15 protein-coding genes are annotated in these 13,288 nt (G+C 61.1%); 7 read left to right on the top strand and 8 right to left on the bottom strand.

Going from position 1 to position 13,288, the window contains the following annotated elements:
- The first annotated feature begins 28 nt into the window (after window positions 1–28).
- Window positions 29–1,075 (top strand): hypothetical protein, encoded by a 1,047-nt coding sequence (locus FHT76_RS06515; protein WP_259184972.1) that lies wholly within the window; start codon window positions 29–31, stop codon window positions 1,073–1,075.
- Window positions 1,076–1,082: 7 nt separating this feature from the next.
- On the opposite strand, the gene FHT76_RS06510 is transcribed toward FHT76_RS06515, so the two are convergent.
- A complete protein-coding gene (locus FHT76_RS06510; protein ID WP_259184971.1) occupies window positions 1,083–3,089 on the bottom strand; it encodes an EAL domain-containing protein in 2,007 nt (668 codons plus the stop codon).
- A gap of 124 nt (window positions 3,090–3,213) precedes the next feature.
- The gene (locus FHT76_RS06505; protein ID WP_259184970.1) at window positions 3,214–4,134 is read right to left on the bottom strand and encodes a hypothetical protein; all 921 of its coding nucleotides are present in this window, start codon (window positions 4,132–4,134) and stop codon (window positions 3,214–3,216) included.
- A 194-nt stretch (window positions 4,135–4,328) separates the two neighbouring features.
- On the opposite strand from FHT76_RS06505, the gene FHT76_RS06500 reads away from it, so the two are divergent.
- The gene (locus FHT76_RS06500; protein WP_259184969.1) at window positions 4,329–5,765 is read left to right on the top strand and encodes an RtcB family protein; all 1,437 of its coding nucleotides are present in this window, start codon (window positions 4,329–4,331) and stop codon (window positions 5,763–5,765) included.
- A gap of 33 nt (window positions 5,766–5,798) precedes the next feature.
- Here the strand turns inward: FHT76_RS06500 and FHT76_RS06495 are convergent, their stop codons facing one another.
- Both FHT76_RS06495 and FHT76_RS06490 read right to left on the bottom strand, forming a co-directional pair.
- Window positions 5,799–6,173: a hypothetical protein gene (locus FHT76_RS06495; RefSeq protein ID WP_259184968.1), complete on the bottom strand. Its 375-nt coding sequence runs from the start codon at window positions 6,171–6,173 to the stop codon at window positions 5,799–5,801.
- A gap of 89 nt (window positions 6,174–6,262) precedes the next feature.
- Window positions 6,263–7,111: a hypothetical protein gene (locus FHT76_RS06490; RefSeq protein ID WP_259184967.1), complete on the bottom strand. Its 849-nt coding sequence runs from the start codon at window positions 7,109–7,111 to the stop codon at window positions 6,263–6,265.
- Between the two features lie 172 nt (window positions 7,112–7,283).
- Here FHT76_RS06490 and FHT76_RS06485 point away from each other — a divergent pair, with 172 nt between their 5' ends.
- Window positions 7,284–7,499: a hypothetical protein gene (locus FHT76_RS06485; RefSeq protein WP_259184966.1), complete on the top strand. Its 216-nt coding sequence runs from the start codon at window positions 7,284–7,286 to the stop codon at window positions 7,497–7,499.
- A gap of 57 nt (window positions 7,500–7,556) precedes the next feature.
- Window positions 7,557–7,883 (top strand): hypothetical protein, encoded by a 327-nt coding sequence (locus FHT76_RS06480; RefSeq protein ID WP_259184965.1) that lies wholly within the window; start codon window positions 7,557–7,559, stop codon window positions 7,881–7,883.
- A gap of 5 nt (window positions 7,884–7,888) precedes the next feature.
- Here FHT76_RS06480 and FHT76_RS06475 read toward each other — a convergent pair whose 3' ends face one another.
- Window positions 7,889–8,767 (bottom strand): ATP-grasp domain-containing protein, encoded by an 879-nt coding sequence (locus FHT76_RS06475; protein ID WP_259184964.1) that lies wholly within the window; start codon window positions 8,765–8,767, stop codon window positions 7,889–7,891.
- A 75-nt stretch (window positions 8,768–8,842) separates the two neighbouring features.
- Here FHT76_RS06475 and FHT76_RS06470 point away from each other — a divergent pair, with 75 nt between their 5' ends.
- Complete coding sequence (locus FHT76_RS06470; RefSeq protein WP_259184963.1) at window positions 8,843–9,100, top strand: hypothetical protein; 258 nt, start codon at window positions 8,843–8,845, stop codon at window positions 9,098–9,100.
- Window positions 9,101–9,277: 177 nt separating this feature from the next.
- Here the strand turns inward: FHT76_RS06470 and FHT76_RS06465 are convergent, their stop codons facing one another.
- The 3 genes from FHT76_RS06465 to FHT76_RS06455 are packed head-to-tail and all read right to left on the bottom strand — an operon-like array spanning window position 9,278 to window position 11,463.
- The gene (locus tag FHT76_RS06465) at window positions 9,278–9,667 is read right to left on the bottom strand and encodes a hypothetical protein (RefSeq protein ID WP_259184962.1); all 390 of its coding nucleotides are present in this window, start codon (window positions 9,665–9,667) and stop codon (window positions 9,278–9,280) included.
- A 1-nt stretch (window position 9,668) separates the two neighbouring features.
- Window positions 9,669–10,352: a SpoIIE family protein phosphatase gene (locus tag FHT76_RS06460; protein WP_259184960.1), complete on the bottom strand. Its 684-nt coding sequence runs from the start codon at window positions 10,350–10,352 to the stop codon at window positions 9,669–9,671.
- A gap of 58 nt (window positions 10,353–10,410) precedes the next feature.
- Window positions 10,411–11,463 (bottom strand): site-specific integrase, encoded by a 1,053-nt coding sequence (locus FHT76_RS06455; RefSeq protein WP_259184958.1) that lies wholly within the window; start codon window positions 11,461–11,463, stop codon window positions 10,411–10,413.
- A gap of 136 nt (window positions 11,464–11,599) precedes the next feature.
- On the opposite strand from FHT76_RS06455, the gene FHT76_RS06450 reads away from it, so the two are divergent.
- Together FHT76_RS06450 and FHT76_RS06445 are read left to right on the top strand one after the other, a co-directional pair.
- On the top strand, window positions 11,600–12,658 hold the full coding sequence (locus FHT76_RS06450) for a hypothetical protein (protein WP_259184957.1): 1,059 nt from the start codon (window positions 11,600–11,602) through the stop codon (window positions 12,656–12,658).
- 63 nt (window positions 12,659–12,721) lie between these two features.
- A complete protein-coding gene (locus FHT76_RS06445) occupies window positions 12,722–13,219 on the top strand; it encodes a hypothetical protein (protein WP_259184956.1) in 498 nt (165 codons plus the stop codon).
- Window positions 13,220–13,288 lie beyond the last annotated feature (69 nt).

Raw genomic sequence — 13,288 nt, 5'->3', positions numbered from 1 at the left:
CGGCAGTAGCCTGCGCCAGAGGACCGACATGCACATCAAGCTTCCATACGCGTTCCAGGTCACCGGCAAGGTTCCCGGCAGCCGCCGGATGGATCGCGTCATCGCTGCCGACTGGCTTTCGGTCAACGTAGCCACTGCCTCGTTTCTCGACGCGCCGGTATGCATCAGCTGGACGCGCCGACACGATTTCAATTTCTTCGAGGACCACGCCGTCGGCGAAGAGGGCCGCGTCGACATCAGGACCTTCAACGGCAATTTCTACCGGCCTCTGACCGGCATGGGAACGCCGATGCGGGCCGAGGATATCGTCGACAGGATACTGATTGACTACGAGCCGCACAGCGACAAACCGGAGCAGCTGGTACTCACGCAGGTCTCGTTCGCCATCAACAAGGGCGGTTACCCAAGGCCGTCGTTCGTCGGCGAGACACTATCGAACGAACAGGACATCGCTCAGGCACTGACCGAGAAGGCCGAAGGACTGTTGTTCCTGGACGGAACCGTGTGGGAACGCTGCCCAGAGCCCGTCCTCATTGCCGAAGAGGATTTCGTCCGCGATCCGACTATCTTCATCAGTCCGGGCTTCCTGGACAAGTACACGTCAGGTCGCAGCAGGTATTTCACTTTTGCGATCGATGAGTCGGAAGAGGCATTGGCGTTCGCGGAGGGACGCACAGCGCCGGCCGGCGAGGAAATCGCCATCCATGTATCGGCCGAGATCACGACGGTGGTGTCCGAACTGCTATCACGGTATCACGTCGCCGACGACGCTGTCAGGCATGCGACAGAGGCGTTGCGCTCCGGTGGTGCTGTCGAACTCAACCGCGCAAGTCCGGACTACATCCGTTCATGGATGAATTTCCAGGAGGCGCTTGCTTCCGCCACGCTGACGCAGGACGACAGGGAAATCCAGTTGCTGGTCGACGCATGGGTCGAGTTCGCCGAAGAAAACCATGAATCCAACGGCGCGCCGGCCTACGACCTCGGCCTCACCATAGCGCAGGCCATGCAAACGCGCTTTGCCGACAGGACGATGGAACCAGGCACAATCTTCCAGAATCGCCCGAAGCTCTGATGATCCGTTAGGCCATCAGCATTTCGGACGACAGTGGCGTGCCGAACAGGAAGCCCTGTGCCTGAAAGCACCCCTCCTTGCGGAGGAAGTCGAGGTCGGCCGCGGTCTCGACACCCTCGGCCAGCACGTCGATGTTGAGCGCCCGTCCGAGAGAGATGGTCGACTTGACGATGGCCTGCGACTGAACCGACTTCGTCAGGTTTTTCACGAAAGTCTTGTCGATCTTGATCTTGTCGAACGGGAAAGACTGAAGCGTCGACAGAGACGAGTAGCCGGTCCCGAAATCATCCATGGCGATTGAAACGCCGATGGCCTTCAGCTCCTTGACGATCTTGCGGGCCTGGTCGGCGTCGGCGACGATACCGGACTCGGTGATCTCTATCTCCAGCAGGCTGCTGTCGAGGCCTGACTGGGACAGCGCGTCGCGCACCGTCTCGGGGAAGCTGTCGTTGGCAAGCTGGCGCGCGGCGACATTGACCGCGATCTTGACCGGCGTCTCCCACGTCGCGGCCTCGCAGCACGCGGTCCTGAGAACCCAATCGCCGATCTCGGTGATCAGTCCGTCGCGCTCGGCAATCGGAATGAACACCGCCGGAGAGATCGCACCTCGAGTCGGATGGTTCCAGCGGATCAGGACCTCGTAGCCAATGACGTTGCCCGTGGCGATGTCGTTCTGCGGCTGGTAGACCAGGTCGAACTCCCTGTTCTCGGCGGCCTTGCGCAGGTCGATTGCGAGCGCGCTGCGGTAGCGGTTCTCCTCGTCGAGCTCGAAATCGTAGAACATCGCGTTCGCAAGCCGGTCGCGCTTGGCGCGGTACATGGCGAGGTCGGCTTTGATCAGAAGGTCGCGGGCATCCGTACCGTCGTCAGGGGCGATGCAGACCCCAAGCGACGACCCGACGCCGAGGGTCTTGCCGTCGTGGTCGATGTCGGCGACGACGGCGGACCGCAAACGCTCGGCGAAGGCTTCCGCGCACTCCCGGCCGCCGATACCCGCGCGGAAGGCGATGAACTCGTCGCCACCGACACGGCAAACGAACTCGCCTTCCTCCAGCACGTCCGTCAGGCGCGCCGCGATCGTCTTGAGAACGCCGTCGCCGGTCTCGTGGCCGTGGACGTCGTTGATCTCCTTGAACCGATTGAGGTCGAAGGCGACGACCGCGAGCTTGCCCTTCTCGAGTTCGGCGAGATGGATGGAGAGCTGTTCGTCGAGCCGCGAGCGATTTGGAAGGCCGGTGAGCGGATCGTGGTAGGCCCGGTGTTCGAGATCGCGCAAACGGGCGTTCGTCGAGCGGGTGTCGAGGATCGCGGCGGCAATGCCGAACGTCATTATCATGGTGGCGACGAACATGACGCCGAGGAACAGATCATGGCTGTTGGTGCTGCCGCCGCCCGTGACATCGCCGGTGCCAGGCGTCAACGTCAGGCTCTGCATGCCGACATAATGCAGGCTCGCGATGGCGCATACGAACAGGACGGCCGTCATGATCCGCGGATACCTGTTCGGGAATACGCAGGAATAGCCGATCGACGAGATCGAAAAGGCCGTTCCAAGAACGCAGGATGCGACGACGGCGACGGGATCGTAGGTGGAAGTGCCGTTGAACACGAAAGCCGAAAGGCCCGTGTAATGCATGGCGGCGATACCCGAGCCGAGCGCGGTGCCTCCGAGAAGCCTGGGCGCGCAAGTACGGCCCATTCCCGCCACCAGAAACGCGATGGAAGACAGGCTCATTGCCAGGAACAGCGAAAACAGCGTTCCTGTCATGGCGTAGCTGTGGGGAAAGGAGACCCGTAGACCGAGCATCGACACGAAGTGGGTCGTCCAGACCGTCGAACCGGCGGTCATACCCGTCATGATCGACAACGCGGCCTTTCTGACCTGATCACGAGACGAGACGACCTTTTGGAACAGGTACGATGTCAGGCCAGCGCCGATCGCGCAAACGATCAGAGCGGACAAAACGTAAGCGGGGTCATGATCGTGGGTCAGACACGAAATTATATTGATCATTCAGGTCGCACTCGGGGTTCATGCGGACGCCCGCACGCGCGGACCGTCATCCATTAGAGGGTGTCTGAACCGAACGCAACCCCGAGTTCATTGATTTGCCGATCACGAATTGTGGACGACGCGATCACGCGAAGAACTTGGGAAGCCTCCGATGATCGACCTCGCCGGAGAGAAGCCTTTCTGCGGCTGTGCGGATCGTTTCGTCGTCGATCAGCCACGGCTTGTCGTAGGACGCGGCGTCATGGCGCTCGCCGAATGCAACCTCGAGGATGTCGCGGGACGGATTGACATCGACGCACTTGAGCTTTCTGCCTCCGTCCTCGTGCTTGTAGTCCGAGTTGACAAGATAAAGCTCGATCGCCGTCTGTCCGTAGAGGAAATCGATCTTCCAGACGGCATCCAGCATGAAGTGGTGGGACAGGTGTATCCCGCGCCCGGCCATGGCGGCCAGGAAGTGGAGTTCGCGGATGAAGGAATTGTAGGCGGTCCCTAGACGGTAGCGAACGGCACGGGCGACGGGATGGGCCAGCCAGTCTCCGAGGAAGACGTCGAGCGGAACCCCGGTGTGCCTGGCGATATCCTCGAGGTAGACCGAGGGGTGATCGAGGTGGTAGCGCTCGAAATCCTGCCACAGCGGCACGCGGTCCAGCGTCTCGAGGAGCTTGTGGAGCATCAGGTTGAACGGTGCGGCCGAGGTCGCGTCCTTCACGTTGCCGACGGCGCGGTCGAGGCTGGTGGTTCCGCCGAGGGGCGGTGCGGTCTCGGCGATGGCGGCCAGGACTTCGGCTTCCGTGACCTTGTAGAGCCGACGGTGGACGAAAGCCTCCATTCCCGGACGTATGCGCTTCCAGCGGTCCGGTCCCGCGATCTTTCCCCGCTGGTAGTCCCATTTCAGCAGCGTCCGCGGCACGTTGGCGTCGCTGTCGGCGGCCTGTTTCAGCATCCAGGCCCAGTCCGTCGAGACAACCTTTCCGGGTTGCGCGCGCCTGAGCGCCGGCCGTGGTGCCAACGACGAGAAATCAAGACTGTCAAGCGATAGCGTCATGGGAAAATGCTGACCCGGACTGTCGGGGTCGTCAATTCGAATCCTTCAATTCTGCAACGTCCGGACGAGTTTTGTGAACGGAATATAAGGACCTCAAAGATGTCGACGTTGACTTGAGGCCGTTCGACGTGTATCTATTGCCGCAATCCGTATCGCCGCGGCTGCTGAACCCATGGCAAACGGAGACGCCGAAAATGTCCAACCACACACCTCACGTCCTTGTCGGCTCCGCCGCGGGACACTCAGTCCGGTCCGTCGTCGCACGCGATGAACCGGAACGTCAGCGCTTGCGCGCAATGGCCGACCTCGAGGCCGCCCTTCCGCACGTCGATGCCTTCGCGCGGCGCGGCGCATCCGTGCGCGCAGTCGCCACGACCCCAGATTTCCACCCAGGCAAGCCGGTTCCGGTCGGTGTCGTCGTCGAGGTGGAAGGAGCGGTGTTGCCTCATCTCGTCGGCAACGACATCGGATGCGGCATGCGCATGATGGCCCTGGAAGGTCTAACGGCCGACGATCTCGCCGATCCTGACATCGAGAAGCACCTGCGCCATGTCTTCTTCCAGGGCGGCAGGGATGTAGCCCTGACAGGGAACGACCGTCGAGCGATCCTTCGGGATGGCATGCCGGGCTTGATCCAGTCGATCTCCAGCGAGCGTCGGGGATTGCTGGCGAAGCTCGACATCGCGTCCGCATGGCGCGATCTCGACCGCATGTCGGACGCAGGCGCGTTCGCGACGACGGCTGTCGATCCGGACTTCGCCGAATACGGAGCGGCGGACGGCCAGTTCAGGCACGATGCCATCCTCGGAACCATCGGCGGCGGCAACCACTTCGTGGAGCTGGGCGTCGTTGAAGGCCTGGTGGACGGCGGGTTCGCCGGCGCTTGCGGCATTCGCAAGGGGGCCGTTGTCCTTGTCGTCCATTCGGGTTCGTTGGACTTCGGGCAGCGCATCGGAAGTGCCGCGCGGGAGAAACTTCGCGCCGGACGGGGGTCAGACGGTGAAAACAGGATCGTTCCGATAGGCGATCCCCTTTACGCCCGCTACGTCAACGGTCATGCGAACGCCGCCAACATCGCGTTCGTCAACCGCTTTCTGATCGGTCTCGCGGCCGTCGAGGGGATCGGGAGGGCGCTCGGAAGGGAGGTGGGCCACAGCCTGGTCTACGACGCCCCGCACAACACCGTATGGGAACGTGATGGCGTGGTCAGGCACCGCAAGGGCGCATGCCCGGCGGGCGGCATCGGTAGTCTTGCCGGCTCGCCTTACGAATGGCTCGGGGAACCCGTGATCCTTCCGGGATCGATGGGCGACGGCACGTGGCTGCTCAAGGGTATGGGGTCGGACGAGGGACTGTCGTCGTCGGCTCACGGTGCTGGTCGTCGGCTATCGCGGCAGGAGGCCAGGGCGGTGCCGAGACCTGCGGCAGGACTGCGCGTGGTGGGTCCGGTCGACCCCAACGATCCGATGGTGCGGGGAAGGCGGGATGTCCTCGACGAACTCGACGGGCGTCTGAGGGAGGAAGCGCCAGCCGCCTATCGTCCAATCGATCAGGTTGTCGATCCGATGGTGGCAGCGGGACTCGTTGGAAAGGTAGCGAGGATTGTGCCTGTCCTAACGGTCAAAGGCTGACAGGAGGCCCGGGCAGACGGTCCGGGCCTCAAATCATCTGCACCGCAGGGTGCCGAAACTGTCCGTCCTGCACGATGTGCCGTTGCTCCCGCGGGTCGTCCCGAAAGAGTCGGTTCTCCAGGAATTCCCACGGTTGTCGCGAATGACCCCGAAGGAGTCTCGCCGATAGACAGTGCCGTCGCTCCCACGGGTGTTGCCGAATGAATCCGTGCGCCAAGAGTTGCCGTGGTTGTCGCGGGTCGTTCCGAAGGAGTCGGTGCGGTAAGTCGTGCCGTCGCTGCAACGGGTCGTCCCGAAGGAGTCGGGGCGGCAGGAAACCTCGGAGAATGCCGGCGAAGGCATGATCGGGATTGCCAAGAAGCCAATAGCCACGAGACGGCCGATGATACGGGGAAGAAGGCGTTGCATGTGTGTCGTTCCCGAAAAGAAGAGGGCGGAAACCTCATCGGCCCCGCCCTTGCGATCTATGCGCTCGGTTTCCGTCCAACAAGTCCGGATCAGAGTTCCGGCGCGGGGTTCTTGACGCTGTCGAACTTCGCCTGCTCCGCCTTGACGAGCTTGAGGTCTTCCTCGGCGGTGAGCGCGCGGCGCTTGAGGTCGACGAACGAGACGGACATGCCGAAGACGCGATTGTCGTCGTCATGGTTATAGACCTTCGCGACGAGAATCACGTCACTGCCGGCCGTAGCCGTCTTCTGGTAGGACTCCAGCTTGGCGGGCGAATACATGACGTTGGTGACCGAGGGGCCTGTCTGATGGGTGACCTTTGTGCAGAGGTCCGACAGATTGCTCATCATCCCGTCGAACTTCTTGAGGTCGCACTTGCCTTCGCCACCGAAGTACCACATCAGGGTGGTCGAGCGGCCGCGGTGGTTGATGTCGCCCGGGGTCGGAGGGATGACCTCTTCGGCGCTCGGCTTTCCGTATTTGTCGGTCAGGGCCTTGACGGTCGTCTCGTAGTCGGGACGCTTTTCGTCGCGCCAGAATTCCAGGCTACGGGAAACGGAGAACACCTCGTTTCCGGAACTCGGAGAGACCATGAGGACGTTGATCTCCTCGTTTTCGCGTTCCCACGAGCTGTAGCGCGACGGGAATTCGACCGAGCGGACCACGCGGTTTCCGAACTGGCTGTTGTCGATGTAAATCTCCGGCTTGCGCTCCTTAAGGATGCGGAGCGCCTCGTCTGCCTTCATGCCGGGCTTGAGGCCGATGATGTCGACCTTGTCGGCGAAGGCGTAGGCGGGGATCGTGATGGCCTGCGGAATCTGGAAGTCGTCGATGGCCATGGCGGAGGTCGCGCCGATGACGGCGAGAGCAGAAGCGAGCACGATGGATTTCAAGGACATGCGGGTCTCCGTTGTTGGTGTCCGAAACCAACTACCATCGCGTGTATGATGCCGTTCTTAAGTCGGAGCGATCGATTTTAACGATCTGCGCTTTTTCGAGAACCGACGTTCTCAGCGCGTCTGTAAGGCCGGCGTCTTGACGGTCGAAACGAATGGAACCTAGCATTTCGGTATGGAAAACACGCACGTCAAAATCGGCAAGTTCATTCGCGATGCGGTCCTGCTCACCTTCGGGGCGGCATGTTTCATCCTTCTCGTCCTCGCGATCACCACGAAACCGACCGTGGACTGCACCGGCAAATCCGATGTCGAATGCAAGGTCCTCCAGCAGAAGGCCGACGACGAGCACCAGCAGGCTGTCACGACGCTCATGGCCGTCATGGGCTGAGGAAACCATTCCTTATCGTTTTTCTGACCTCATAGACTGGAATTCAGGAGCCGCACCATGTGCAAGATGACGGACGAGGCCTACAGCAAGCTCGCCGAACAAGTGGGTCAACCGTTTTCGCTTGGCCCGGACTGCTCGGTGCAACTGACGGGTGGCAATCCAGGCTTGATCGGCGGGATGGTGTCCAGGCTTATGTCCGCCGACGTCTTCGCTTCTCACGGATTGACGGCCGTCCACGGCGGTGTCTTCTCGCCGACGCCGTTGGGCTACCTTGTGGTGGCCGCAGCAGTTTTCGTTCCGGCGTTCGCCCTTGGTTATCTCAGCGGAGCGAAACGGCGCTCGGAGGACGTCGTTGGATCGTCCAGAATAGAACCCGTTCTCTAGGCCCCTCACGGGCCGAAGTCATTGAAGTCTTCTTCGTCGGTGGAGGATTGGCCGAAGCCAAAAGCAGGCTCCGGTACATAGGAGGCGACCAAGGTTTCCGAAGCGCGGGCAAGCGCCCTGACATCGCAGGCAAACAGGCCGACCTGCCCGATCTGCATCGGGTTCATCTCCACGATGCCTGGACCGCCGTTGATCATCGCGACGTCGATGCAGGCATGCGGGACCGCCATGGACGAAGCCACGTTCGCTGCCAGGCGGCTAAGTGCCTGAAGGATTTCGTGGCGTCTCTCCGGAACGGGATCATGGGGCGTTCTGTAAACGGTTCCAGGCGGCAGAGGGTAGTCGATCGGCGTCAGCGCCGTCATGTTCGGGCTGGAGGTGACGATACGGCCGTCGATCGCGAAATATCGATATTCGTACTCGATCGTGGCCAGTTCCTGAACCATCAGCAGCGGGCCGCCGTCCATGAAGGAATAGGCCATGTCTCCCAAAGCTTCACGGAAGTCGCCGTCGCGCTGAACGATGGCCGTGTAGTGCTTGAGGCTGGTGGACTTTATGAACGCGCCCTTGCCACGCGCCTGGATACCTCTGACCAGCTTCTCCGCGGCCTCGAAGGGGACCGTGTAGAATTCGCGGCGGCAGGCGGCGAGAAATGCCCGGTCGGTCCAATACTCCAGCGTGTCGGAGACCGGATTGGCCGATTGCACCGGAAATTTCGGGGTACGACCGAACATCGGCAATCCATCCGGCGCTTGGCTGAGCTCGCGGACGGCGACAATCCCATCGGGGCCGTAATGGTCGTGCATGGCCTTCCACAGCGCAGCTTCCTCCAGGCGCTCCTCGGGGTCGGTGTTTTCCGTCAGTCTGAATGCGGCTCTGAGCATTGGCGTTCCTCTATCGGCGCGTTGATTTTGCGTGGATTCGCAGACATCATCAACCCCACAGGAGAGGGAGAAAAAATGAAAGACGTTGCATCCAGAATCGGAGCGCCGCTGGTCGGTGCGGCGGCCGTAGTCCTTGGACTTTACCTTGTCGCCTTGGAATGGTCGGCGTTGAAGTTCCTTGCAGTCGCGACAAAAGACAACACCTGGGGCGAGATCGCCGCCATGACTTTGGCTTCGGTGGTCGCCACGGCAGCCCTTTTCACGGTCGAGTGGTGGGTGTTGGACAAGATCGTCGTCCTTTGCAAGAAGTTGATGGCCAGGTTCCGGCGCTAAACGACCACCAGAACGACCGGATTTCGACAAAGGGCGGACACCAAGACGCCCTTTTTGCTTCCCATTTTAGGGTGGAAATTGGCCACGGAGGTTCAAATGGACGACGACAGGCGCGAAGACGGCGGAGACGGGTGGTTCGAGCTTATCGTGGAGATAATCGGCGGGCTGTTCGAGCTGCTAGCCGGCAGTTGATCGCGAAACAACATCGATTAGGCCACTCGGTAGGGCCGCTGTGACATCGAGGCAGTCGCCCTGGAACGTCTGGCCGCCAAGTGTCTCGGCATAGAACGAATACGTTCGATCTTGCCCGATACTCAGATCGAGGATCAGGGAAGCGTCCTTCAGGAAGAGCGTGACGTCGCCGTCGGCATCGAGGCCGACGAACAGGTCTTTTGCAGAGCCGATCCGATCGTAGCCGCGAAGGAATGTTTCGGCGGCATCGCGGACGGGGGAGAGCATGGCGACGCTGTCCGGCCCTTTCCAACCGTCGGGCTTGGAGGCAAGCTCGCGAAGCCGGCCAAGCGACCGATCGAGGTCGAACGCTGCGAGCTCGGAAGCATGATCCATATCAGGCCAGAGAGACGCAGACCACAGACACGTCGTCGTCGAACTTGCCGGCCGATGTCCTCGCCATCGAAAGAAGCTTGGCGACCGCCTGGTCGAGACCGCTCGCGGTCAGCACGGCCTTCGAGACGTGATCGAGCTTGACGCGGTTCCAGAGACCGTCGGAGGCGACGACCATGACGTCGCCGGGAGCGATCCGCCCCGTGAAGTCCTCGGCGTAGGCTCCGTTGCCGATGCGCGGCTTGCGGCGCTGCTTGCCCGTGAGTTGGTATGTCGACGAGCCGAAGACGATGGCCTGCGAGTCACCTGCCGACGCACCTTCGATACGGCCGTTGAGAAGAGAAAGCACGATGCCGGTCGTGTCGGCACCTTCGGCTTCGCCCGCACATGCCTGTCGGACGGCTTCGTCGGCGTCGATCAAGAAGCGCTTGGCCTTCCGCGAGGTCGCCTGGGATTCATACGAAGACTGAAAATAGTCGGAGAGAGCCTGCGCGGCGACGTGGCCGAATCCGAAGCCCGTAGCACCGTCCGCGAGGAGAATGGAGACCTCGCCGTCCTGTTCCTTGAGCGCGATGACGTCGTCGTTTTTCGATGACCGCGATTTCGTCGCCGATGCGTAGGCTATCTTATAAGAGTGGCCTCCGGATTTGAAGACGTCAGAGGTGATTTCGGCTGCTGCGTGCGACATATCAAGACTCCCTAGACATCAATGATCGACCCAGGAAGGACCTCGGTCAAGGCCGTTGTCAGCCAGCGAGGTCGGCAGTTTCGTTCAGCAATGCCGAGCCGGCCTGATGATACCCAGCCGCGACCTGCATGGTCTTGTGGCCCGACAATTTCATGGCTTCGAGCAGGCTCTTACCCTGAATGCCGCTCTCGGTAATAAAGCCGGATCGAAGGCTGTGTCCCGCGAACACGGCGGCATTGAGTCCAGCCTTCTTGGCGCGTTCCTTGACGATGAGGGCCACGGCCTTGTCGCTTAGGGCGGCCTTGCTGATGTTCGAGTGCCTGTCGACTGACCGGAAGATCGGGCCGCGGTCGATTTTCGAAACGTCAAGCCAGGCTTTCAATGCCTCGGCTGCGCGGCCGGAGATCGGTACGACGTTGCCTTCTCCTTCCTGGTCGGTCTTCGTCACGCCGAGCTGGTAGACAAAATTTTCGCCGCGCTCTTCGAGGCTTTCGAACACGGCTGACACGATCTCGGAACGGCGGCGGCCGCCGGACGCCCATCCGAAGAACAGCAGAGCGCGGTCGCGACGGTCGAGGACTGTGTTTCCCGAGCAGGTCTCGAGCATCTTCTCGAGGATGTCCTTGATGACGGCCTTTTTCTTGTTCGGCTTGGCACCTCGACGGGCCGCCGCTTTGCGGGCCTTCGACATCAGTTTCGACACGGTAGGATCGTTGCAAGGCGACGGATGGCCTTTCGTCTTATGAAACGTGGAAAGCGTCGAGACACGGCGGTCGATGGTGGCGATGGAGTGAGGGCCGGATTTCGCCTTGGCTCCGCGATCCTGCATTTCAAGCTCGATATCCTCCTCGAGGCCTTCCAGGTGGTCGACGACGAACTTGGCGACGATCTCGGGCGGTACGGGAACGACCGGCTCGTCTGTCCAGCCGATGGCGCTGCACCACGTCCAGAAGTACCGCATGTCGCTGGAATACGCGCGCTGGGTATTGGGCGGCGTGCCGTCGTCGATGACCCGGCGGAGCTTCGCCTTGGTCTTCTGGTCGAGAACGAAACCAACAGCGCCGCCGGATGGTTTTACCACCTCGATGTCAGTTGCGCGTTGTGTGGCCATGTCGTCGTTCCGCCGTGGAAGTTCTCCCTATGTTCCGATAATATGCCGCCGGCCAGGCAAGGAACCAACGCCGCCCCGTATCGTCTCATGCCTCGAGAATGCCTATAGTGGACTCACGACCATCAAGGACTTGAGCATGCCGACAATCGAATTCGACGTTCCCTATTTCTTCGAGGCCATGTACGTGCCGAAGGGCAAGCGCAAGCCGGTGTCGGGGACGTTCGGAGGCGCGATGAAGATCGAGATCGAATGCGCGAGTTCGGCCGAGGCGGCATTGGCCGTGACGGTCGTTGGCAACGACGGCTTCAGGGATCGGTTCGAGAGAAATTTCGTCGAGTTCGAAGGGGATTTCTTCTCGCGCAGGACCAGCGACCCTGAAATCAGGATTGCCGACTTCAATGCCGACGAACTCAACCACCACAACAGCCACGATCTGGCCAAGTTCGCTGCCGGGAACCTCACCGAGGAGCCGGACGGGGAGTTTTACAGTATCGAGGGATACTACGACGAGGAACGTGGGCGTGCAGCCGTCGAGGCCAAGAAGGAGGAGGTCAGGGCAGCTGCGCGCGAGCTGATCTTTGTGGACGGAGTCCTTCATCGTCGCACGGAACTGCCCACCATCAAGGCTGAAGTCGAGTATAGGCACCCGGCTGTCATAAACGTGCGTCTGGGAGAGACCGAGGAAAAATCCGGCGCTCATTCGATGATGTTCGCCATCGGAGACCTCGCCTCGGCGGAAGCATGGGCAAACGACCGCGCGCGGCGGGAGCGCGAGGCGACGATCTACAAGGACATCGATGTTGAGGTGCATCTGCCGCACCTTCTGCCGAAGTCGGACATCATGACGCGCGAAATGATCCGCATCGGGAAGTTCGTGCTGGACGACGACATCAAGTTGGCGGAGCAGCCCGACGAGGTGATCACTCACTGGATGCTGGCTCGCCGCGCCTTCAACGCCGCTGCCGCGTCAAGGGACGAGGACGCGATCACCGAGATGCTGGAAACCTGGCAAAAGTTTTACGAGGTCTACGAAGTCCACGAAAACGCGGCCCGCAGCAGATATCGATCAAGTTACCGCGTCTCCGACGACATCAGGTACAAGGCTCTGATGGGTGCTTACGCCATCTGGGAGAATAGGCCGATCCTCAAGGACGACGCTTATTTCGCCGAACAGCCGGACGGTCCCGCGTACTGAGCCGCTTGTATTAGTATCGGCCGGCATCAATACTCGATGGATAGCCTTACATTGGGGATTTGAATGTCGATGAAGCACCTGATTGCCGCAGCCGCTTTGCTTGCCACCGCAGCTCCTGCCTTTGCGGACGATCCGATCTACGTCGTTCGCCCGCCTATCGTTCAGATGCGTGCGAACGTCCTGCCGGCAAACGCCTTTGCGACATCGTCAGCACCCTCTACTCCGTCGCAGCCGTCGACGCCCGCTCCGAGCCAGTACGTCTTCAAGTCTTACATGTTCGACGAGACAGCTGCGCCGTGGAACGTTTCGGCCGCCGTCGCCACCGTCAAGGTGGGGAAGACTTACCAGTTTGCCGGGCCTTCGGTTGGTTGGTGCGATGTCCTCGACACTTGGCCGACGAAAACGATGTCCGCGTTTCTTGCGACGAGCCAGCGTTATGTCACACCCGGCGTGACAGGGAAATTCGCGCTTGCTCTGATGTGCGACGCCGTCAACAACCTTCCAGGTACGGACCCGAAGAGCCGCTTCTATGCCAAGGCAATCTTGAACGTGATTCCCTGAACAGGCTGACTTACATAAGTTGAGCTTTCGTAAAATGCGTCCGCACCGATCGCGGAGGCATTTTTGTGT

The sequence above is a fragment of the Rhizobium sp. BK176 genome, assembly GCF_024808055.1.
Note: the sequence above shows the minus strand (reverse complement) of the source record. Positions and strands in the feature narration are given on the sequence as shown.